General features: G+C 42.8%; 19 protein-coding genes and 1 other annotated feature. Of the genes, 8 read left to right on the top strand and 11 right to left on the bottom strand.

Translation table 11 applies throughout. The features are described 5' to 3' along the window. Position 1: 1 nt before the first annotated feature. Positions 2-1,144 (bottom strand): cysteine desulfurase family protein, encoded by a 1,143-nt coding sequence (locus NSQ36_RS13575; RefSeq protein WP_113387239.1) that lies wholly within the window; start codon positions 1,142-1,144, stop codon positions 2-4. 200 nt (positions 1,145-1,344) lie between these two features. Between NSQ36_RS13575 and brnQ (NSQ36_RS13580) the strand changes: the two genes are divergently transcribed. Next, on the top strand, positions 1,345-2,688 hold the full coding sequence (gene brnQ, locus NSQ36_RS13580; RefSeq protein ID WP_113387240.1) for a branched-chain amino acid transport system II carrier protein: 1,344 nt from the start codon (positions 1,345-1,347) through the stop codon (positions 2,686-2,688). Positions 2,689-2,896: 208 nt separating this feature from the next. After that, complete coding sequence (brnQ, locus tag NSQ36_RS13585) at positions 2,897-4,240, top strand: branched-chain amino acid transport system II carrier protein (RefSeq protein ID WP_003216733.1); 1,344 nt, start codon at positions 2,897-2,899, stop codon at positions 4,238-4,240. A gap of 41 nt (positions 4,241-4,281) precedes the next feature. On the opposite strand, the gene ezrA is transcribed toward brnQ (NSQ36_RS13585), so the two are convergent. Next, positions 4,282-5,985 carry a septation ring formation regulator EzrA gene (ezrA, locus tag NSQ36_RS13590; RefSeq protein WP_321999461.1) on the bottom strand — a complete coding sequence of 568 codons (1,704 nt, stop codon included), beginning with the start codon at positions 5,983-5,985 and terminating at the stop codon, positions 4,282-4,284. Between the two features lie 340 nt (positions 5,986-6,325). On the opposite strand from ezrA, the gene hisJ reads away from it, so the two are divergent. Further along, complete coding sequence (gene hisJ / locus NSQ36_RS13595) at positions 6,326-7,141, top strand: histidinol-phosphatase HisJ (RefSeq protein WP_106035227.1); 816 nt, start codon at positions 6,326-6,328, stop codon at positions 7,139-7,141. Here hisJ and refZ read toward each other — a convergent pair. Continuing rightward, positions 7,111-7,776 (bottom strand): forespore capture DNA-binding protein RefZ, encoded by a 666-nt coding sequence (gene refZ, locus NSQ36_RS13600; protein ID WP_113387241.1) that lies wholly within the window; start codon positions 7,774-7,776, stop codon positions 7,111-7,113. The genes hisJ and refZ overlap by 31 nt on opposite strands. 126 nt (positions 7,777-7,902) lie before the next feature. Between refZ and NSQ36_RS13605 the strand changes: the two genes are divergently transcribed. Next, a complete protein-coding gene (locus tag NSQ36_RS13605) occupies positions 7,903-8,400 on the top strand; it encodes a GAF domain-containing protein (protein ID WP_113387242.1) in 498 nt (165 codons plus the stop codon). A 297-nt stretch (positions 8,401-8,697) separates the two neighbouring features. Further along, the gene (gene rpsD, locus NSQ36_RS13610; protein ID WP_012010904.1) at positions 8,698-9,300 is read left to right on the top strand and encodes a 30S ribosomal protein S4; all 603 of its coding nucleotides are present in this window, start codon (positions 8,698-8,700) and stop codon (positions 9,298-9,300) included. A gap of 181 nt (positions 9,301-9,481) precedes the next feature. Here rpsD and NSQ36_RS13615 read toward each other — a convergent pair whose 3' ends face one another. The 6 genes from NSQ36_RS13615 to acsA all read right to left on the bottom strand — a co-directional run bounded on the left by NSQ36_RS13615 (position 9,482) and on the right by acsA (position 16,793). Continuing rightward, entirely contained in the window at positions 9,482-11,314 is a 1,833-nt protein-coding gene (locus tag NSQ36_RS13615) for a collagen-like protein (protein ID WP_339205932.1), read from the bottom strand. A 294-nt stretch (positions 11,315-11,608) separates the two neighbouring features. Then, positions 11,609-12,172, bottom strand: coding sequence for a cysteine hydrolase family protein (locus tag NSQ36_RS13620; RefSeq protein ID WP_113387243.1), 564 nt, complete (start codon positions 12,170-12,172; stop codon positions 11,609-11,611). Between the two features lie 71 nt (positions 12,173-12,243). After that, the gene (locus tag NSQ36_RS13625; protein WP_113387244.1) at positions 12,244-12,453 is read right to left on the bottom strand and encodes a hypothetical protein; all 210 of its coding nucleotides are present in this window, start codon (positions 12,451-12,453) and stop codon (positions 12,244-12,246) included. Between the two features lie 98 nt (positions 12,454-12,551). Further along, entirely contained in the window at positions 12,552-13,199 is a 648-nt protein-coding gene (locus NSQ36_RS13630; RefSeq protein ID WP_113387245.1) for a triacylglycerol lipase, read from the bottom strand. Positions 13,200-13,449: 250 nt separating this feature from the next. Beyond that, positions 13,450-14,718, bottom strand: coding sequence for a tyrosine--tRNA ligase (gene tyrS / locus NSQ36_RS13635; protein WP_113387246.1), 1,269 nt, complete (start codon positions 14,716-14,718; stop codon positions 13,450-13,452). 53 nt (positions 14,719-14,771) lie between these two features. Next, positions 14,772-15,010: a binding site (T-box leader), on the bottom strand. Between the two features lie 58 nt (positions 15,011-15,068). Next, positions 15,069-16,793 (bottom strand): acetate--CoA ligase, encoded by a 1,725-nt coding sequence (gene acsA / locus NSQ36_RS13640; protein WP_113387247.1) that lies wholly within the window; start codon positions 16,791-16,793, stop codon positions 15,069-15,071. A gap of 155 nt (positions 16,794-16,948) precedes the next feature. Between acsA and NSQ36_RS13645 the strand changes: the two genes are divergently transcribed. Genes NSQ36_RS13645 through NSQ36_RS13655 form a run of 3 tightly spaced genes read left to right on the top strand, consistent with a single transcriptional unit; the run spans position 16,949 to position 19,419 of the window. Then, positions 16,949-17,581 (top strand): GNAT family N-acetyltransferase, encoded by a 633-nt coding sequence (locus NSQ36_RS13645; protein WP_003217598.1) that lies wholly within the window; start codon positions 16,949-16,951, stop codon positions 17,579-17,581. 39 nt (positions 17,582-17,620) lie between these two features. Next, the gene (locus NSQ36_RS13650; protein WP_003217690.1) at positions 17,621-18,262 is read left to right on the top strand and encodes a CBS and ACT domain-containing protein; all 642 of its coding nucleotides are present in this window, start codon (positions 17,621-17,623) and stop codon (positions 18,260-18,262) included. Then, complete coding sequence (locus NSQ36_RS13655) at positions 18,259-19,419, top strand: acetoin utilization protein AcuC (protein ID WP_003217659.1); 1,161 nt, start codon at positions 18,259-18,261, stop codon at positions 19,417-19,419. Before NSQ36_RS13650 ends, NSQ36_RS13655 begins: the two co-directional genes overlap by 4 nt. 42 nt (positions 19,420-19,461) lie before the next feature. Here NSQ36_RS13655 and ccpA read toward each other — a convergent pair whose 3' ends face one another. Beyond that, positions 19,462-20,463: a catabolite control protein A gene (gene ccpA / locus NSQ36_RS13660; RefSeq protein ID WP_003217727.1), complete on the bottom strand. Its 1,002-nt coding sequence runs from the start codon at positions 20,461-20,463 to the stop codon at positions 19,462-19,464. 450 nt (positions 20,464-20,913) lie between these two features. After that, positions 20,914-21,990, bottom strand: coding sequence for a bifunctional 3-deoxy-7-phosphoheptulonate synthase/chorismate mutase (locus NSQ36_RS13665; RefSeq protein ID WP_003217626.1), 1,077 nt, complete (start codon positions 21,988-21,990; stop codon positions 20,914-20,916). Positions 21,991-22,018 lie beyond the last annotated feature (28 nt).

Here is a 22,018-nt window from a genome sequence, read left to right on the forward strand (position 1 = left end):
GTTATCTCATTCCTTTTAATTTTTTCACACTTTGTGCGATCGATGTGATGATTTGCGGCGCTAGTTCGGGTCCTTGTCCATACGTCAAACTGATTCTCATACTGCTTTTTGCCACTTCTTCCGGCCTCCCCATCGCTAGGAGAACTTGGCTTGGCTCTTTTTTCTTGGCTGAACAGGCAGATGTTGTCGAAACATACATGCCTTCTTTTTCAAGCATATGAAGAAGGACCTCAATTTGAATACCTGGTACTGAAAAATTCACAATGTGCGGCGCACTTTGCGTCAGCGGTGTGTTGATGACAATACCTTCTATTTCTCCAAGCTGCTTTTGCAGCTGCGTTTTTAAGTTTAACATTTCATCATGATGTTTTTTTTGCAGCTCGAATGATTGTTTCATGGCTTTTGCTAAGCTGACAGCACCAGCAGGGTTTTCGGTACCTGAACGTAGGCCTAATTCCTGCTCTCCTCCTGTGATAAAAGGGGCAAGCACTACACCTTTCTTTAAAAAGAGCGCTCCTGTGCCTTTTAAGCCATGAATTTTATGGCCAGATATCGTCAAAAGATCAACATCCAGTTGTTTATTAAATGCTACTCTGCACATTCCCTGCACCCCGTCGACATGAAATAGGGCATTTTCAGCATGCTCACGAATCATGCCAGCAGCTTCTTCAATTGACTGGGTGGCACCGGTTTCGTTATTGACGTGCATCATGCTGACAAGCACTGTATCAGGGCGAAGCACTTCTTTTAAATGATTCATATCTGCATGGCCATGCTCATTTACTTGAATATAGGAGATGTCAAAACCAAATAAAGCCTTCAGCTGTTCAAACGATTCGATGACAGACGGGTGTTCAATTGCTGTTGTCACAATATGTTTCCCCCGATTCATTTTGGCGAGAGCTGCTCCTTTAATGGCGATGTTATTTGCTTCTGTTGCACCAGAAGTAAAAATAACCTCATATTGTTTCAAACCTGTATAGTGAAGGATTTGTTTTCTCGTTTCACTTAGCAAGCGGCTCGCATCAATTCCAAGCTGATGTAGCGAAGACGGATTCCCAAAAAAACGTTCACTCACTTGCTGATATACTTGTAAAACCTCAGGGTACGGTTTTGTTGTTGCACTATTATCGAGATAAATCATACTTGGACTCCTTACAAAAAGCTTTAAAAATAAATGCATTTATATGTTACCATAATGAAGTCAGACAGAGAATTTTCTGAAAATGGCAGTTGACAACTTTTCATTTTCACTATATCATGCATAGTGCAATTGGCACATAAACACCTAAATTGTCAGAATATTTAAATTTAGCACATTACATTGGATAAGGAGGAACTATTTTGAAAAATAGTTTAAGTATAAAAGAGACATTAGCCATTGGTTTAATGCTTTTTGCATTATTCTTTGGCGCAGGAAATATGATTTTCCCGCCTGTCCTTGGACAATATGCAGGTGAGAATGTTTGGCTTGCTATCGGTGGATTTTTACTCACAGGAGTTGGTCTTCCGCTTCTAGGAGTTATTGCTATCGCCCTTACAGGTACCGGTGCAAAAGGCCTTGCGGATAAAGCCCATCCTATATTTGGAACCATTTTCACTGTCATTCTGTATTTATCCATAGGACCATTTTTTGCTATCCCGCGAACAGGTACGGTTTCTTACGAGATTGGTTTAGCACCGTTTCTGTCTGAAACACAAACCTCTTCATGGGTACCGCTTTTCTTATTCACCCTTGTGTTTTTCACGATTACGTATCTGCTCGCTTTGAACCCTTCAAAGCTTGTTGATCGAATCGGCAAAGTGTTGACACCTATCTTATTAACGGTCATTGCAATTATTGTATTTAAAGCCATAGCTACACCGATGGGAATAATCGGTGCGCCTGATGCGACTTATAAAGCAAACCCTCTCTTCACTGGGTTTTTAGAGGGCTATAAAACAATGGATGCTCTCGCTTCTCTCGTATTTGGAATCGTTGTTGTGACAGCTGTTAAAGAAAGAGGCATCACAGAGCGCAAATCTCTTGCGGCGGCCTGTATAAAAGCTGGCCTTGTTGCAGCAGCTGGACTAGCACTAGTGTATATCTCGCTTGCTTATGTCGGTGCTTCAAGTCCTGATACAACCGGAATGGTTGGGGCAAATGAAGGCGGCAAACTGCTTTCACTATCAGCAAACTTTTTATTTGGTTCTGCTGGTAACATTGTCCTTGGTGTAGCCATTTTATTTGCTTGTCTCACAACAAGTGTTGGGCTTGTCTCATCATGCGGCGAATATTTTTCAAAGCTTTTCCCAGCACTTTCTTATCGCACAGTCGTACTCATTGTTTCTTTATTTAGCGCATTGGTTGCAAACCTTGGACTGGCACAAATCATCTCTCTATCGGTCCCTGTACTCGTAGCGATATATCCACTGGCAATTGTCATTATTTTATTGTCATTCCTTGACCGCTGGATTAACGGTAGACGAGTGATTTATGTAGTATCCCTCATCTTTACTGGTTTCTTTGCCATCATTGATGGATTATTAGCTGCCAAAATCAATCTCGGTGGGTTGCCTGCCTTCTTAGATGCATTCATTCCATTTTACGATTTAGGCATTGGATGGGTCGTACCAGCAATTATCGGCGCAGGTATTGGCGTACTCATCTCTATGTTGACTAGCCCGCCTAAACAGCTCGCATCATAATCATGCTTCAAACATCCCCTTCCAAAGATGAAGGGGATGTTTTTTTATTGTCCTCCATATACTAAAATAGAAAAATTCATGACTTTTGTACGAAAACACATGTTGACATCAGACGCACATCCTTTATAATTAGTGAATGTTAATGAAGAACGGTTTTAGCAACTAATTAACAGAATATTTCAACATAATATTGGAGGCTTTATATTCAATGAAGGCAACATTGTCGACGAAAGATACAGTTATTATCGGTTTTATGTTATTTGCTCTATTCTTCGGCGCGGGAAATATGATTTATCCACCAGAGCTTGGGCAATATGCTGGCACAAATGTATGGAAAGCAATGGGCGGATTTTTATTAACAGGTGTCGGTTTACCTCTTCTAGGGATTATTGCGATCGCTTTAACAGGTCGAGATGCGAAAGGATTAGCTGATAAAGCTCACCCAGCTTTTGGAACAGCGTTTACCGTCATTTTATATTTATCTATTGGGCCGCTTTTCGCTATTCCTCGTACAGGAACGGTTTCATATGAAATTGGTGCATTACCCTTTTTAGCAGGTGTACCAGCTTGGCTCTCCCTTCTTTTATTCACACTTGTCTTTTTTGGTATTACGTATTATCTTGCTCTAAATCCAACGAAGATTGTAGATCGTGTAGGGAAAGTGTTAACACCGATTAAATTTACGATCATTCTTATTATTATTGTCAAAGCCATTTTAACGCCGATGGGCGTCATTGGCACACCTGATGTATCCTATAGCAACGGATCATTTTTCAAAGGATTTTTAGAGGGCTATAAAACAATGGATGCTCTTGCCTCAATTGTGTTTGGGGTTGTTGTCATCAACGCCATTAAAGGACGCGGTGTGACAAGTAAAAAGGCACTGACATCTGCTTGTATCAAAGCAGGTCTGATTGCAGCCTGCGGATTAACATTTGTTTATCTATCTCTTGCTTATTTAGGCGCTTCAAGTACACATGCCATTGGTTTTGTTGGAGATGGTAGTAAAATCTTGGCTCAGTCTTCTCAATTCCTATTTGGCAGCTTAGGAAATATTGTGTTGGGTGCTGCGATTACGGTTGCTTGTTTAACAACAAGTATCGGCCTCGTTACATCATGCGGAGAGTATTTCTCGAAGTTACTACCTAAGCTTTCGTATAAAATGGTCGTTACACTCGTGACATTATTCAGTTTTATCATTTCGAATTTTGGACTTGCTCATATTATCGCTTTCTCTGTACCAGTTTTAACTGCGATTTATCCGCTAGCGATTGTGATCATTGTTTTGTCACTTGCTGATAAGTGGCTTGGACATAGAAGACCTGTATATGCTCTCTCTTTAATTTTAACAGGTTGCGTTAGCTTATTTGACGGCTTAGCAGCAGCGAAACTTCCAATCGATCCAATAAAAGACGTCTTCCAATCAATACTGCCTTTATATGACCTTGGCATAGGCTGGATTGTCCCTGCAATACTTGGAATCGTGATCGGATTTGTAATCTCTCTTTTCACTTCTTCTGCTTCAGAAGAGCGGCAAAAACAAGCGTCATAATATAAAAAAAGCTGAAGTCCATTGATAGGACTTCAGCTTTTTTATTGATGCTGATACTCTTTTTCTTGCTGAGCTAACAGCTTTTGAACAGCTCCGGGTGATGCTTTTTCAACAGCCGCTGCTGCTATATCAAATGATCCGTTGTAATCATAGGCGTAAAATCTTCGTTCAGCCTCTTTTAATTGTTCTGAAAGAATGTGGTTTTGACTTCTAAAGCGATTGCCATATTGAATGATTCGTTCAATTTGATCCACTTTACCAAGTATTTCTTCTGTCTCATCCACAACATTTTTGACTGTGTCAGAGGCATCTTTTAATTGCTGATTTACTGCCGGCATGTTGAGTGGCAGGTTTTCCAGCTGCTCGTGCACTTGATGAATCATCTCCTGCGCTTTTTCAGCCCGCTCTTTCATCTCAGCAGGTACACCTGGAATATTGCTTTTATGCAGCTGGCGTACTGTATCTGTCAGCATGGTTTTGAGCTCAGTCAGTGTTTCTCTCGCTTGTAATTCTTCTTTTCTTAATGATTGGAGATGACCTTTAAATGTGTCATGCAATGCTTTTGCATCCTCGATAAAGGTGTCCAGCTGATTGATTTCATCCATTAATAATGAATATGCCACGTGATCACGATCAAGCTTCTCACGGATTTGTTTCATCAGCTTTTCAATTTCTTCTAAACGTTTTTCAAATGCCTTCTGTTGATCGAGTTCTCCTGCTGTCAGCTTGTAGCTTTCTTTCACAAGAGCCGTTTCTGCCTTTGTTTGTGTGTGATCTTGCTCGAGCTTTTCGAATGCTTCTGTGAGCTCAGGCATTCTGCTTTTAATTTCCTGACCTGCCTCTACTTCCGCCTCTAGCTGATCATACAGCGTCTCAATCGCATCATCAATCATTTGCAGAATGCTTGATGCCTCTTCTAAATTGAGTTCATCAATGAGCAATTTTTCCGCTCTCACAAGCTGTTTGTTTAAAGTCTCCAGCTCTTTCGTGATCTGGATGTGCTCCAGCTTGTAGCCTTTTTCCGACATTTCTTGATATCCGTCTTTCAGCTTCGTCAGCTGACCTGGTACGGTTTGTTTGCAGTCTGCAATAAGCTTTGGTACATCATTGATATATAGTTGAAGCTGGTCGAGTCTGCGGTCTTGCTCAAGCAAAATTTTTCTTGCTTTCATGTAGTTTCCGTTTTCTGTTTCTTCCTCGTACTGCTTGATCCCTTCCCAGGCCTCATCTAAGTCCTGCTCCATTTTGTCATAAAGGGTGCCATACAAATGGCTGTACGCAAGCAGATTTTTTCGAACCGTTTGATATTGCTCTTTGACCTTTTCAATGTCCTTGCGATTTTGCTCCTCGCTTGTGACAAGGTCTGCAATTTCTTTTAAAATGTCTTCAATGTTCGAATCAGCAGCACTCAGCAAATCCTCAATATGCGTTAGAACCTGCTTGGCTTTGGAGAATCGATATTTATCAGAATACTCTTCTGCGTCATATAATAGCTCCTCTACCTTTGGCAGATGGGCTGTGACGATATCGTCCCACTCTGCACGCCATCTTTCAAAAAATTGCTCTGTTTCTCCGGTCATTTTTAAGTGTTTGATTTTTGAAATTTCTTCTACAATTGATCTGTTTAAAATTTCAATTTTCCATGCTTCCAATCGGTCAATCTCTTTATATATATTTTTTCTGAGGAAATAACCGACTGAAAACAAAGCAAGCAAAATGACAATTAAACCGATGATAAACTCCATAATGAGCCCCCTTGTTGTGATCTAAGTGATGTCAGGGTAAAAGTGTCCCGAGTAGACCTGAGAACCCTTTCGTGTCCGCTTTGCATTTGTCTTTTTATAAACAGGATCGTATGTTTTCCAATACCATCCATTCACGGTTGTATGTATGTTTTTCAAGAAAGTATTTGAGCGCTTTCTATCATTTGATCACACGTATCCATGTGACCTGCTTTTATGTATGCGGAAGCTGTCGTTTTCATTGTTATTATGATACCATGTAACCAGCATTTTTGGTCATGATTTTTCATTATTTTCGCTGATAAACATGACGTTTTTCAAAATATCGACAAGAGGTGACGACATGCTGAAGCAAGATGCACATCTACATACACCGTTTTGCCCTCACGGCTCGCTTGATTCTTTTCATTCTTATATTGAAAAAGCCATCAAAAAGGGATTTGATTCCATAACCTTTACCGAGCATGCCCCTCTGCCTCCATCGTTTCAAGATCCAACACCAGAGCAGGATAGTGCCATGAAGCTCCAAGAACTTGACTCGTATATAACGAAATTGGATCAGTTGAAACAGGAATACAAAGGCCAATTAATAGTAAAAACTGGGCTTGAGGTTGACTATATCAAAGAGTATGAAGAGGAAACAAGTGCCTTTTTAGACTGCTATGGTCCAGAATTAGACGATAGCATTTTATCTGTTCACTTTCTTCCTGCTGGCGATGATTATATTTGCCTTGATTTTGACGAGCATGCCTTCCAGCAGCTAATAAGCCTCTATGGCAGCATCGAACAGGTCTATCAAAGCTACTATGACCAAATTCATTCTTCTATTCTATCATCTTTAGGTCGCTATAAGCCAAATAGAATCGGTCATATCACCCTTGTGCAGAAATTCAAACAGCTTTTCCCATTTGAGATGACTTCTGCACTTTGTCAAAAGGTCACCCTTTGTCTTGAAGAAACGGCAAAAAAAGGCATGTCCTTAGATTTTAATACATCAGGTCTTCGTAAAACATATGCCAGAAGTATCTATTTAGATCAATGGATGATTGATCTTGCAAAACAGAAAAAAATTCCGCTCATTTTTGGGTCTGATGCCCATCAAGCGGAAGATCTCGGATATGCTTATGATCAATTCGAAGACATCATGAGTTTTAAATGAGAATCTAATGCCGGCTTTTTTGGTTCTAGTAAATGATGAAGCGAGCGGCTCAGTTCTTTAAAATACGTTTGATAGAAATAAGGCTCATTTGGATTTAAATAAAGCACCTCCGTTAAATATTGCGGCTGTAAATAGGGCATCATGAGTAGTGATTTCAGCTGAATCATAAAAGAGGAGATGGAGAGCTGCTCACAAATCACATGGGTGCTTTTTCCTTTTTCAATGATGAGCTGAAACAAATATTTTTCTTTCGTTAAATAGGTCGACATAATTTCTCTAATGAGCGTCGAATCAATCGTTACCTCTCGATAAACGAAACGGGTTAATTGACGGTGCTCGTGCTGATAAGATAAAATATCAAAAACCACATGTAGTAAGCATTCTTTTGCATGACGAGTTTCCATGTGATGGATATGTGATTCAATCATGTGAATATAGCCTTCATAAAAATCGGATACGAGCTGCTCAAGCAGCCCTCCTTTTCCTTGAAAGTAATAAGAAATGTGGGCAACATTGACGTTTGCTTCCTTCGCAATCTCACGGACAGAGGTTCCAGAAAATCCTTTTTGGTTAAAAAGTCTGATGGCAGCTTCAATAATACGGTCTTTTGTTTGCATGGTTGTTGATGCTTTCATCCGCTCACTCCTCTTCATGTGTACATACTTCAAGATGAAGGCGGAAGTTCCTTTTACAATTGCTCGACAAATCCCACATGTGAGACGCAAGTTATGTATTTTTGAGATAGAAAGTAGGAGATTTTCATGTTTCATGTCGAAAAACAGTCTGGCGATCCATCAAAAAACTATCAATTGCTCGTTAAACAGGTCGAAGCCATTACAGATGGTGAGCCTGATCTAATTGCCAACCTAGCAAATGCGGCGGCGCTATTGTATCATTCACTCCCAGAGGTCAATTGGGCAGGGTTTTATTTGGCTAAAGGCGGCGAGCTTGTGCTCGGACCGTTTAACGGACTGCCTGCATGTGTGCGTATCCCATCTGGAAAAGGCGTTTGCGGTACGGCATTTGCAACAGGTGAAGTCCAGCGTATCGCTGATGTGCACGCATTCCCTGGGCATATCGCATGTGATGCAGCATCACAATCTGAAATTGTCGTTCCGCTCAAGGTAAATGGAGAGATCATTGGGGTGCTCGACATTGACAGTCCCGTGAAAGACCGTTTCAGTGAAGTAGATGAAACCTACTTAATTCAATTTACCGAGGTACTCCAAAAGGCATTATTAGCCTCTACAAATGAGTAATCTTACAAAAAGCAGGCATATTGTCTGCTTTTTTATTTTCTTCGCAGACGCGAAGCATCGCCATTGCCTTTAAATAGGTTGACTTCTCCTATCCAGCGTCATATAATAGAGTTTGTGTGAAATATGGCAGCCTTTTTGTTCGGCTTTTTTGTATCATTTTGTTCCTTCTATATGAAGGTGCATCTTGTAACTCCCTGCTGCTGGAGCGAGGATGCATGAAAACATAATGACGGAAAAGACAAAGAACAGACGGTTTTTATTTTTCACAAATAAAAACAAATAAGGAGGAGTCACATTATGGCTCGCTATACAGGTCCAAGTTGGAAGATTTCCCGCCGTTTAGGCATTTCATTAAGCGGAACAGGTAAGGAACTTGAAAAACGCCCTTACGCTCCAGGCCCACATGGTCCAGGACAACGCAAAAAACTATCTGAATACGGTTTACAATTACAAGAGAAGCAAAAGCTTCGTCACATGTACGGTGTCAACGAACGTCAATTCCGTACACTATTTGACAAAGCTGCTAAACTTCCTGGTAAACAAGGTGAAAACTTCATGATCCTTCTTGAAACTCGCCTTGACAACTTAGTATACCGTCTTGGCCTTGCTCGTACTCGTCGCCAAGCTCGTCAGCTAGTCAACCATGGTCACATCCTTGTTGATGGAAGCCGTGTAGACATCCCATCTTTCTCTGTGAAACCAGGTCAAACGATTGCTCTTCGTGAGAAATCTCAAAACCTTGCAGTTGTGAAAGAATCAGTTGAAGTTAACAGCTTCGTTCCTGAATACCTTACTTTCGATGCTGAAAAGCTTGAAGGAACTTTCACTCGTCTTCCAGAGCGTTCTGAATTAGCGCCTGAAATCAGCGAACAACTAATCGTTGAGTTCTACTCTCGTTAATTTCATGACTCTCCAAAGAGAGATCAAACAAACCCTAGATCCCTTGATTGTTCAAGGTGGTCTAGGGTTTTTTGTTTGCGATTCTCCTATGAACAAATCAATTTAAAACATATATAGAAAACAGACTATACACAAGACGAGCACCAGGCAAAACTTCTAAAAGCATTTCTACACATTTAAGTTAGTCTAATTTTTTAATAATAATAGAGGCATTCACGTTTGTTTGAGTCCCTCCTGCTAGGGTTTGAAGAGTAACTGCTGCTGCGGAAGTATGGTTTACAAGAGTAAGCGTGTCACCCGCTGCTAGAGCGAGGATTGCCTGACCGTTATTCTGTTGAGTACCAGCTCCTGACCCATAAACTGTGTTCGTCACAGGACCTCCATTTACAAATAGGGTAAATTGATTTGGCTCTACGCCAGAAACTGAAAAAGTAACCTCGTAGTTTCCTGGATTGGTGACTATAATTTGAGAAGTTCCAGGGGCATGTGTAATACCAGAAGTAATAATTCCAGTTGAGTCAAAAATTACCGGTGCCTCTAAAGCTACTGTTTCAGCACTTAGATTGTATACATATGCAAATTCAGCTAGCCCTGCTCCTGTGGCTCCTGTTGCACCGGTCGCTCCTGTGGCTCCTGCGGCACCCGTTGCTCCTGTGGCTCCTGCGGCACCCGTTGCTCCTGTGGCTCCCGTATCTCCTGTTGCACCGGTCGCTCCTGTGGCTCCTGCGGCACCTGTTGCACCTGTGGCTCCCGTATCTCCTGTGGCTCCTGTTACTCCCGCTGGACCAGTCGCTCCGATATCTCCCGTGGCTCCTGTGACCCCCGTTGGACCAGTCGCTCCGATATCTCCCGTGGCTCCTGTGACCCCCGTTGGACCGATCGCTCCGGTATCTCCTGTGACCCCCGTTGGACCGGTCGCTCCAGTATCTCCCGTGGCTCCTGTTACTCCCGTTGGACCAGTCGCTCCGATATCTCCCGTGGCTCCTGTGACCCCCGTTGGACCGATCGCTCCGGTATCTCCTGTGACCCCCGTTGGACCGGTCGCTCCAGTATCTCCCGTGGCTCCTGTTACTCCCGTTGGACCAGTCGCTCCGATATCTCCCGTGGCTCCTGTGACCCCCGTTGGACCGATCGCTCCGGTATCTCCTGTGACCCCCGTTGGACCGGTCGCTCCAGTATCTCCCGTGGCTCCTGTTACTCCCGTTGGACCAGTCGCTCCGATATCTCCCGTGGCTCCTGTGACCCCCGTTGGACCGATCGCTCCGGTATCTCCTGTTACTCCCGTTGGACCAGTCGCTCCGATATCTCCCGTGGCTCCTGTGACCCCCGTTGGACCGGTCGCTCCAGTATCTCCTGTGGCTCCTGTTACTCCCGTTGGACCAGTCGCTCCAGTATCTCCTGCGGCGCCTGTTACTCCCGTTGGACCGGTCGCTCCAGTATCTCCTGTGGCTCCTGTTACTCCCGTTGGACCGGTCGCTCCTGTAGCTCCTGCGGCGCCTGTTACTCCCGCTGGACCAGTCGCTCCGGTATCTCCCGTGGCCCCTGTTACTCCCGTTGGACCGATCGCTCCGGTATCTCCCGTGGCCCCTGTTACTCCCGTTGGACCGATCGCTCCGGTATCTCCTGTGGCTCCTGTTACTCCCGTTGGACCGATCGCTCCGGTATCTCCTGTGGCTCCTGTTACTCCCGTTGGACCAGTCGCTCCTGCGGCTCCCGCTGGACCGGTCGCTCCGGTTTCTCCCGTGGCCCCTGTTACTCCCGTTGGACCGATCGCTCCGGTATCTCCTGTTACTCCCGTTGGACCAGTTGCTCCTGCGGCTCCCGCTGGACCGGTCGCTCCGGTACCTCCTGTTACTCCCGTTGGACCGATCGCTCCTGAAGCTCCTTGAACCCCTCGTAATCCACGTGGTCCTCGTCGCCCTACAATTAATTTTGTATGACAGATGATGCAGCAGTTTGATTTTGATAGTTTCTGTTTACAATTAGGGCATTTTTTATACTTATCACAACCCATCAGTTGTTCATCTCCTTTATCATTATTCATATGCCACATCTGTAAATAGGTGTGGATAAGTAAAACGTACAAAGAATAAAGATAAGCGTAGAATAAACACAAATTGCCAGATTATTCTAAAATTCTTTTGGTTTTGAAAATTTGATTGTATTTTGCGCTAAATTTGTCTATTGTTTTTTCATAAAAAGCTATTCAAAACCATATAATCTATCATGAAAAAAATCCCCTAGAATTCTAGAGGATTTTTTTGTTCCAAGGTTCTCTCAAGTATTATTAATCTTATGGCGGTATCTTTTATTTTACCATCCAATTACTAATCAATTGATCTGTTGTCATGACAGTCGCAAATTCATCATGCAGTGTGGCAAGTGAGAGCCGGTGGATCGTCTCGGGGTCAAAATATGTACCGGTATGATCTGTTAGTCCAAAGGCGGCTGTTGCATCTGAGATGAGGTACGTATCAAAGCCAAGGTTTCCGCTCATTCTTGTGGTTGTGGATACGCAGTGCGGTGTTGTGAGCCCTGCAATCACGACCGTGTCAATATGGTTTGATCTTAACTGTTCCTCCAAGTTCGTACCAATGAAACTGCTGTTGACTTTCTTTTGGATCACCGTTTCTTCCTCTAACGGTCTGGCGATATCTTTGAACAGATGTCCTTCATTTGCCGGATGAAACACAGAGTCTGGATTGTCGGATGTATGCTGAATATGAATGACTGTCCAGCCTTTCTCTCTCCAAAACCTCAATAGGCGGCTGATATTCTCCTCTGCCTCTAGATTATTTCGTTCTCCCCATTTTTCATGCTCGAACGCCTTCTGTACATCGACAATGATCAAAGCCTTTTGACTCGTTTGCACAAACGCTCACCTCCGAATATTATTATCCACTACATGTAGTGTAAGGAATGGTGATCCATTTGTACATGCTTTTACTGATGTTTTACCTGTTTTTGCATCAAAAAGACAAACCACACACTAGTGATGATGTAATAGATACCGATAATCGATGTACAATTAGATAGCACCTCACCTATTTGAACTGATTTGACGAACTTCATCCAAATGAAATAGATGATGAGAAATGAGCATGGAAAATAGAGAAAGTATCCGAAGAAATAATGCTTGAGTTTTTGCGTCATCGTTTTTCCTCCCTTTTCAATATCTCTTTCATCTAGCAGTTGCCATATGTCAGATGACATCAAAAAAGACAGCGGCTTTCGCTGTCTTTTTTTGCTTTTTAATTCGTATTCTGTCCTCCGCCGTTCAATCCTTCTTTAATATACCCTTTCACTTGGCTTGAGGTTAATAGACCGATATGACCAACGCCATGGATCAGGACGTTTTTTGCGCCAATTAAACGCGAGAGGCTGTTGACAACAATCATATCGGCTGAGCTATAGACAGATGTGTAAAGAATTTTTTGATTTGGATCTGTGCCTGGTAGTGCTCTGCTTGAAACAAGTCCGTTTGCTCCACCAATTGTGACGACGTTTTCAATTTTATCACCGCCGTCTAGATTCTTAATATAATATAGCGTGTTCGCTCCGCCCATACTATGACCCACAATATCTACTTTTTTAGCACCCGTTTTGTCTAACACATCTTTGACGAATCTAGATAGACGCGGACCATTGTTGCGGTTATTCCCTGTTTTGTCTATGAAATCGATAGCAAATAATTTGTTACGATCCCAGCCTTGTGTGACCAAGTAACTTTTAATAGAAGCAAAGTTATAAGACGCACCGCCAATGCCATGTACCATCACAACCGGATTGTGCTCAGCCGCTTTGATCTCTTTCGGCTGGATGAAGGCCATTGAACCTATCACTAATGCAAGCGCAACAAGAATTTGCAAACTCTTTTTCTTAAAACGAATCACTTTCATTCCCCCTTATTCATCTTATTCGACTCTATTTTATACAAGAAAAATATGTCATAAAAGTGAACAAGGCACTGTTTGTTGCTCTATTTTATAGAAAATAATTACTGAAAAAGCACCTTTGACTTTCTAAGCGTCAATGCCAAAAGACTAGGCAATGTCTCTATGAGCAGTCTATTAGACTCTTAACTGAGCACCCTCCTCACATTTTGAATAAAAAAAGCAGCCGGTAATCTCAGCCGGCTGCACATCGTTTTTATTTGTAATTCACAAGGAAGTATTTCTTTTTCCCTCTTCTTAAGACGGTAAATTGGTTTTCAATTCTATCTTCAACTGAAAGGACGTAGTCTTTATCGGTTTGTCTCTCTCCGTTGATGGAAACTGCACCATTTGTGATGTCTTCACGCGCTTGACGTTTTGATGGTGACAGCTTTGATTCCACAAGGACATCGACAAGTGTTAACTCCTCCGTGCTGATTTTCTCCATTGATGGAACATCTTTAAAGCCTACTTTGACTTCTTCGGCTGAAAGAGATTTAATCTCGCCTTTGAATAGTGCATTTGAGATGTTGACCGCCTGTTCTAGTGATTCACGGCCATGTACAAGTGTCGTCACTTCCTCTGCTAGACGGCGCTGTGCTTCACGTTTTTCAGGTGCTGTTTGCACTTTTTCTTCGTACGATGCGATCTCTTCTTTTGATAAGAACGTAAAGTATTTTAAGTATTTCACGACGTCACGGTCATCTGTGTTGATCCAGAATTGGTAGAACTCATATGGAGACGTTTTTTCTTTATCTAACCAGATGGCGCCGCCTTCTGTTTTACCAAATTTCGTACCGTCTGCTTTCGTGACGAGCGGCATCGTTAAACCGAATGCTTTTGCCCCTTCTGCTTCAGACTTACGGATCAGTTCAAGTCCAGATGTGATATTTCCCCACTGGTCGCTTCCGCCAATTTGCAGCTTACAGTTTTCATTTCTGTAAAGATTTAAGAAGTCTAAAGATTGCAGGATGACGTAGCTAAACTCTGTGTACGAAATGCCTGTCTCAATCCGTGAGCTGACGATATCTTTTGCCAGCATAAAGTTCACACCGAAATTCTTTCCAATATCACGAAGGAACGTGATGACATTCATTTGGCTGATCCAGTCGTAGTTATTCACGATAACGGCTGGATTCTCGCCTGCTCCAAAATCAAGAAATTGAGAGAGCTGTCCTTTGATTTTATCTGACCACTGTTCGACGATTTCTGCTGGGTTTAGTGAACGTTCTGCTTTTTTGAAGCTAGGGTCGCCGATTAGTCCAGTTGCGCCGCCAACAAGAGCAATCGGATGATGGCCTGCTTCCTGAAATCTGCGTAATGTTAAAATTGGCAATAGGTGACCAATGTGTAAGCTGTCCGCTGTTGGGTCAAAACCGGAGTAAAGCTTGATTTTTTCTTCCGATAATAATTTTGTTAAACCTTCTTCATCTGTTTGCTGCTGAATTAATCCTCTGAACGATAACTCTTCCATCAATTGACTCATATCCAATTCTCCTTTTTTTACAATTCAACATAAAAAACGCCCCTTCGAATGAACGAAGGGACGATATATATCGCGGTACCACCCTGCTTAAAAGACAATAAATCACGCCTTTTCACTTACACTGATAACGGATAGATCCGTTCTTTCACTAATCAGGACAGCATACATGCTCCTTTTCGTAAAAGCGGTTCGTGAGGGTAATTCGAATATCTCTTTGTACTGACTCGCACCAGCCGTCAGCTCTCTTGGACAGGGAAAGATGATTCTACTGAATCTCAGTCAAAACCTTTACATATTCAACTAATGTCATTTTAAACATATTTTTGATATCAAGTCAACTGATGAAAAAATTAATCTTCCATTGTCGATAGGTCGCCAGCCGGTAAATTCAGCTCCCACGCCTTTAGCACACGTCTCATAATTTTTCCGCTTCGCGTCTTAGGCAGTTTGTCCTTAAACTCGATTTCTCTCGGTGCCGCATGTGCAGCGAGTCCTTTTTTCACAAACGTACGGATCTCTTCTTTCAGCTCATCTGTCGGCTCATATCCACTTCTAAGCGCAATGAATGCTTTAATAATTTCGCCGCGGACCGGATCTGGTTTTCCAATGACACCAGCCTCTGCAATGGCCGGATGTTCGACCAGTTTGCTTTCCACCTCAAAAGGACCAACCCGCTCTCCTGATGTCATGATCACATCATCGACACGTCCCTGGAACCAAAAGTATCCGTCTTCGTCCATATAAGCTGAATCTCCTGAAACATACCAATCTCCCGGCATAAAGTAAGATTCATATTTTTCAGGATTGTTCCAGATCGTATGCATCATAGACGGCCAGCCTTTTTTGATGGCGAGGTTGCCCATCCGATATGGCGGAAGTTCATTTCCGGCATTATCCACAATCGCAGCTTCTACGCCTGGAATCGGTTTCCCCATTGAACCTGGTTTAATGTCCATGCATGGATAATTACAAATCAGCTGTGCACCGGTTTCCGTCATCCACCAAGTATCATGAATTCGTTTGCCAAATACAGCGTCTCCCCAGCGGATGACTTCTGGATTAAGAGGCTCACCTACACTTAACACATGACGGAGCGATCTGAGATCATATTTTTGAATGAGGTCATCTCCTGCCCCCATTAGCATTCTAAAGGCGGTCGGTGCACTGTACCAAACGGTCACACCTAGTGATTCAATCGTTTCATACCACGTATCAGGGTTAAATCTGCCGCCTAAAATGACATTCGTCGCCCCATTTAACCACGGTGAAAAAATGCCGTACACTGTGCCTGTTACCCAGCCTGGGTCAGCTGTACACCAGTAGACATCGTCTTCTTTCAGATCAAGCACCCATTTACCAGTCTGGTCTTGCTGAACCATTGCGCCATGGACATGCAGCACACCTTTTGGCGTACCTGTCGACCCTGACGTGTAATGAAGCAGAAAGCCGTCTTTTTCATCCATCCATTCGATTTCAAGGTCCTTCGCCGCCTGCGCAAAAGCCTCTTCATAATGGATTGTCCGAACGCCATCGACGTCTTCCTTTTCACCGCCGACAATGATGACAGATTCAAGTTTCGGAAGCTCTGCAAATGGAATTCGTTCAAGCAGATCCGGCGTTGTCACAATGACCTTCGCCTCGCTATTTTCTAAACGGTCTTTGACCGCACCTTCCATAAATGCCTCAAATAACGGGCCAACGATCGCACCAATTTTGACTGCGCCAAGCAGAAGAAAATAGAGTTCAGGTGATCTTGGCATAAAGATAAATACGCGATCACCTTTTTGCACATGCGCATTTTCTCTGAATAGATTTCCCGCTTTATTTGTGTTGATTTTCATATCTCTGAACGTATATTTTTCATCCCGCTGTGAATCTTTGTAGTGAAGCGCCACCTTGTTCTTACGAAACGAGTCCGCATGTCTGTCAATCGCTTCATAGGCTGCATTTATGTTACCTGTTTCATACCATGAAAAGTTTTTTCTTGCTTCTTCCCATGAAAATTCTTTGTATGCCTGCTCATAATCATTTAAATGATAGTCCCCTTTTACTGATGGTAGCGTTTCCACTTTCATCAAACAGTCCCCCTTTGCATACGTTTACAATGACCATTATAGTATAGATGACTTTTTTTCTCAATTTTTAAAAAACTTATAGTGAAACCGTTTTAATTCTTGCAGGTTTTAAGATAAAATAGAGACGACTCACTAGAATTTGAGGCGGTGGATACGTGGAGCATCCTAAAACTTATTATTCAAAAACCATTAAGCGAGAAACAGGTACCATCCTGATTGAAGGTCCGGTACCTGCATCAGAGCTTGCGAACTATACGTTTCATGAAGGCCTAACGGCATTTCGCACGCCAGAGGAACAGAAACAAGCACTTGTTGAAATAGCAGACCTTCCAGAAGGACGTATTATCATTGCAAGAGTGGATGAGCTTGTTGTCGGCTATGTCACGTATTTGTATCCTGATCCGCTTGAGCGCTGGTCAGAGGGCAACATGGACAATTTAATCGAGCTTGGCGCGATTGAGGTCGCTCCTCCATTTAGAGGCTGCTCACTTGGTAAGCATTTACTTGATGTGAGCATGATGGATGAGCAAATGGAGAATTATATCGTCATTACAACTGAATATTACTGGCATTGGGATTTAAAGGGGACAAAGAAAAACGTGTGGGAGTACCGCAAGATGATGGAGAAAATGATGAACGCAGGCGGTCTTGTTTGGTTTGCAACAGACGAGCCAGAGATCAGCTCACATCCAGCCAATTGTTTAATGGCCAGAATCGGGAAAAACGTGAGTCCTGATTCGATTGAGCGTTTCGATCGTCTTCGCTTCCATCAACGCTTTATGTATTAACGTTCAATTCGTTTTTTTGGCAAAGGGGATTGGTAAACAATGATGATTGAACAAATTATGGAGCGTGATGTGATCACGCTGCGAAAAACCGATACGATTGAAGAAGCCATAAAAAAAATGAGTGCACATCACATTCGGCATATTCCAATCGTATCTGATCAAGATTCTGTCATTGGGATGGTGACAGATCGAGATATTAAAAATGCCAGTCCAAGTATATTTGAAACAGAAAAAAGGAAGCTCTTTATTCAGCGGCCTGTTGAAGAGATCATGGTATTAGAGACGATTACTGCTCATCCGCTTGATTTCGTTGAAGAGATTTCTAGTGTCTTTTTTGAACACGGAATTGGCTGCCTTCCAGTAGTGAGACGCGGCAAGCTTGTAGGCATTATCACAAAGACTGATTTGCTTCGTACGTTTGTCAGACTGACAGGTGCAGATCAGCCTGGGTCACACTTAGAGGTTGAAGTGGACCAAATGACAGAAGGTCTTGCAGACATTACGACCATTTTAAAAGAGCAGCATATTCAAATGCTGAGTGTGCTTGTGTATCCGCATGCAAATGAATCGTCTAAAGTGCTCGTCTTCCGCCTTCAAACCATGCATGCAGATCATGTGACGAAGCTGATTCGTGCAAAAGGCTATAAGGTGCTGTGGCCTATGGAGCAGACGATCAAATGAAGGAAGCGACCTTTGTTTTTTCACCCTCTTTTCAAACGTACCAGTTTCACCAAGACCATCCCTTCAATCAGCTTCGTGTCTACTTAACATATGACCTGCTTCAAAAAATGAAGGCGTTAACAGATGATGAGATCGTCGCACCGCGTATGGCGACCCTCGAGGAATTAAAGCTCGTCCATACAGCCGATTATATTCAAGCTGTGCAGCGGGCTAGTCAAGGAAAGCTCTCTACAGCAGAGGGGGAGCGCTACGGTCTTGGCACGGAGGATACACCGATGTTTGCAGGTATGCATGAGGCAGCTTCTCTCCTTGTTGGCGGGACACTCACAGCCGTTGACCAAGTAATGATGGGACACTCGCAGCATGCACTGAATCTTGGCGGTGGACTTCATCACGGGTTTAAAGGGCGTGCATCTGGCTTCTGTATTTATAATGACAGCTCAGTGGCGATTCAATATATTCAAAAGACATATGGTGCAAGAATTTTATATATTGATACGGATGCCCATCATGGAGATGGTGTACAATTCAGCTTCTATGACGACCCTGAGGTATGTACGGTCTCGATTCATGAAACGGGACGCTATTTGTTCCCTGGAACTGGACAAGTACAGGAAAGAGGTCATGATAAAGGCTATGGCTACGCCTACAATATTCCGCTTGATGCATTTACAGAAGACGAATCGTTCCTTGAAGCATACCGAACAGCAGTGACGGAAATTGCTGCTTTTTTTAAACCAGATGTGATTTTGACGCAAAACGGCGCAGACGCACACTACTATGATCCGTTAACCCATTTATCTGCCACCATGAAAATATATGAGGAAATTCCTAGACTTGCCCATGAATTAGCACATCAATATTGTGATGGCAAATGGATCGCTGTCGGCGGAGGAGGATATGATATTTGGCGTGTCGTGCCAAGGGCGTGGAGCCGAATTTGGCTTGAAATGAAAGGCATTACACCGCCTAATGAACTGCCTCAGGACTGGGTTCAGGCTTGGCATAAACAATCTCCTGTCACCCTGCCATCCACATGGAGAGACCCTGACGATTTATATCCACCGATCCCAAGAAAAGCAGAAATCACAGAAAAAAATGCTCAAACTGTAGAAAAAGCACTGATGCCCGTTAGAAGAGAAAAGAAAAATGCATAAGAAAAGCAGGCATTCACTGATGTGTAAGCCTGCTTTTTCGTTTTATTTTGTTGATTGTCTTTCTTCAATTCTGTGTGGAAGTTCCACAATTTGGTCATCTACTTGCTCTTTGTTCATCAGCTTTGTCAGCAGTCTCATTGCGACAGCACCAATATCATACGTCGGCTGAACAACAGTTGTCAGCTGAGGACGCACCATGAGAGAAAGTCTCGTGTTATCAAAGCCAATCACTTCTAAATCGTCAGGAATGGATACGCCTCTATCTTGTGCTCCATGAATGACACCTAGCGCCATTTCATCCGTAGCCGCAATAACAGCTGTCGGCTTGTCAGACTGCTCAAGCAAGTGAGCAAGTGATTCAATTCCAGAATCATACGAATAATCGCCTTCAGCGACGAGCGCATCGTCAAATGCGATGCCCGCTTCTTCGAGCGCACGCTTATAGCCTGCAAGCTTTCTCATAGAGTTAATCGGTTCTGACATTGGGCCAGATACGAAGGCAATTCGCTTATGTCCTTTTTCAACTAAAAGCTGAACTGAATCATAAATCGCTTGCTCGTAGTTGATGTTGACAGACGGTGTTTGAGCTTGCTCTTCAACAGATGCAGCAAGAACAATTGGCACAGGAGAGCGCTTAAATTCTTCAACAAGCACATCTGTGATATTTCCACCCATAAAGACAATCCCATCTACTTGTTTACCTAGCATTGTATTTAAAAGATGAAGCTCTTTATCGGTATTTTGATCTGAGTTGCTCAAAATGATGTTGTACTTATACATCGTGGCGATATCTTCAATTCCGCGAGCAAGCTCTGAATAGAAGATACTCGAAATATCAGGGATGATGACTCCCACCGTTGTTGTTTTTTTACTTGCAAGGCCTCGTGCCACCGCATTCGGGCGATAGCCAAGGCGATCAATCGCTTCAAGTACCTTTTTTCTTGTTGTTGGTTTTACATTCGGATTCCCATTCACTACGCGTGATACCGTTGCCATACTTACATTTGCTTCTCTTGCTACATCATATATTGTAACATTATTCACATAAATCACTCCTTCAAATACACTTCATATCTATAGCATTCACCAATTGGATAGAGACATGTCAGATACGAGGAAAATAATATCCTATTTGTCATTAAAACGATGAAAAGAGACACATAATTTTTCAATCTACATCAAAATGACATTCTTTTATGAAATTATACACGTTTTTTCACCATATGAAAACGTTCCCTTTCTTTTTATAACTAAATTAAACAAACTTTAATGAGCTTGTTACCTGTAAATTGAATCATATTTCATGAAAAATCGTCGAGAACGTCAGCTATGACAATGATCTTAGCAGATTCTATTGAATTTTAAAAATGAAAACATTGTGAACAAGCACTTTTAAAGCTTGCAATGTGCTCTTTTCCTTTCATTCCCAATATCCATCATGTTTTATCCATAGAAAAACCGCCGGGCAGTCATCCGGCGGCTTTCTATCTATGATTACGCGTGAATGTTAACAAGTGGTCTTAACGCATCTAACCATTTTTCGAATTGAGGAATGTCCATTTGCTGCGCTGAGTCAGATAGAGCAACAGATGGATCTGGATGCACTTCTGCCATGACACCGTCTGCTCCAATCGCAAGAGCTGCTTTCGCTGTTGGAAGGAGAAGATCTCTACGTCCAGTTGAGTGCGTCACATCAACAAAGACTGGTAAATGTGTTTCTTGTTTCAAGATTGGCACAGCAGAAATATCTAGTGTATTTCTTGTCGCTGTTTCATATGTGCGGATACCGCGCTCGCAAAGGATGATTTGGTCATTTCCTTGGGCGATGATGTATTCAGCTGCATTGATGAATTCTGAAATAGTCGCTGCAAGACCACGTTTTAAAAGAACTGGTTTCTTCACAGATCCGGCTGCTTTTAATAGCTCGAAGTTTTGCATGTTTCGTGCACCAATTTGGATGACATCGATATGCTCAATCGCTTCTTCAATATGAGCAGGATTGACGATTTCACTAATGACAGCAAGACCGTATTCATCCGCTACACGCTTTAGAATTTTAAGACCGTCTACACCGAGTCCTTGGAAATCGTATGGACTTGTGCGAGGTTTAAATGCACCTCCGCGAAGTAGTTTTAGTCCTTGCTGTTTCGCTGCTGCCGCCACTTCTGCGACTTGCTCGTAGCTTTCAACAGCACATGGTCCAACGATGAAGCGCTGTTTCCCATCACCGATCGCTTCTCCATTGATGTTCACGATTGTATTTTCCGATTTTTTCTTACGAGAAACAAGAAGTGCTTTGCTGTGGTCATCTTCTTGAAGCTCTAGGCCTGCTTTGAAAATCTCTTTGAAAATATGCTGAATTGTTGAGTTTTCGAATGGTCCATCATTTGCTTCAAGAATTTGGTTCAGCATTGTGCGCTCTCTGACAGGATCATAACGGTTGACACCTTGCGCTTCTTTCGCCTTTCCAATTTCTTTTACAATGCTTCCTCTTTCATTGATCAGTTTTAAGATTTGAAGATTTAGTTCATCTGCCTGCTGTCTCAATTGTTCTAGTTCATTGTTGCTCATTTTTGTCATCCTTTCCTCTGCCTGTTCT

The organism is Bacillus sp. FSL W8-1143 (assembly GCF_037965155.1).
GTDB classification, from domain to species: Bacteria; Bacillota; Bacilli; order Bacillales; family Bacillaceae; genus Bacillus; species Bacillus pumilus.

What these genes read in the sequence shown, in the direction of transcription:
- rpsD (WP_012010904.1), top strand. Translation starts at nt 8,698, where the DNA reads ATGGCTCGCTATACAGGTCCAAGTTGGAAGATTTCCCGCCGTTTAGGC.
- tyrS (WP_113387246.1), bottom strand. Translation starts at nt 14,718, where the DNA reads ATGAGTCAATTGATGGAAGAGTTATCGTTCAGAGGATTAATTCAGCAG.
- hisJ (WP_106035227.1), top strand. Translation starts at nt 6,326, where the DNA reads ATGCTGAAGCAAGATGCACATCTACATACACCGTTTTGCCCTCACGGC.
- NSQ36_RS13625 (WP_113387244.1), bottom strand. Translation starts at nt 12,453, where the DNA reads ATGACGCAAAAACTCAAGCATTATTTCTTCGGATACTTTCTCTATTTT.
- NSQ36_RS13575 (WP_113387239.1), bottom strand. Translation starts at nt 1,144, where the DNA reads ATGATTTATCTCGATAATAGTGCAACAACAAAACCGTACCCTGAGGTT.
- brnQ (WP_003216733.1), top strand. Translation starts at nt 2,897, where the DNA reads ATGAAGGCAACATTGTCGACGAAAGATACAGTTATTATCGGTTTTATG.
- NSQ36_RS13605 (WP_113387242.1), top strand. Translation starts at nt 7,903, where the DNA reads ATGTTTCATGTCGAAAAACAGTCTGGCGATCCATCAAAAAACTATCAA.
- NSQ36_RS13615 (WP_339205932.1), bottom strand. Translation starts at nt 11,314, where the DNA reads ATGGGTTGTGATAAGTATAAAAAATGCCCTAATTGTAAACAGAAACTA.
- acsA (WP_113387247.1), bottom strand. Translation starts at nt 16,793, where the DNA reads ATGAAAGTGGAAACGCTACCATCAGTAAAAGGGGACTATCATTTAAAT.
- ezrA (WP_321999461.1), bottom strand. Translation starts at nt 5,985, where the DNA reads ATGGAGTTTATCATCGGTTTAATTGTCATTTTGCTTGCTTTGTTTTCA.
- NSQ36_RS13655 (WP_003217659.1), top strand. Translation starts at nt 18,259, where the DNA reads ATGAAGGAAGCGACCTTTGTTTTTTCACCCTCTTTTCAAACGTACCAG.
- refZ (WP_113387241.1), bottom strand. Translation starts at nt 7,776, where the DNA reads ATGAAAGCATCAACAACCATGCAAACAAAAGACCGTATTATTGAAGCT.
- NSQ36_RS13650 (WP_003217690.1), top strand. Translation starts at nt 17,621, where the DNA reads ATGATGATTGAACAAATTATGGAGCGTGATGTGATCACGCTGCGAAAA.
- NSQ36_RS13665 (WP_003217626.1), bottom strand. Translation starts at nt 21,990, where the DNA reads ATGAGCAACAATGAACTAGAACAATTGAGACAGCAGGCAGATGAACTA.
- NSQ36_RS13630 (WP_113387245.1), bottom strand. Translation starts at nt 13,199, where the DNA reads ATGAAAGTGATTCGTTTTAAGAAAAAGAGTTTGCAAATTCTTGTTGCG.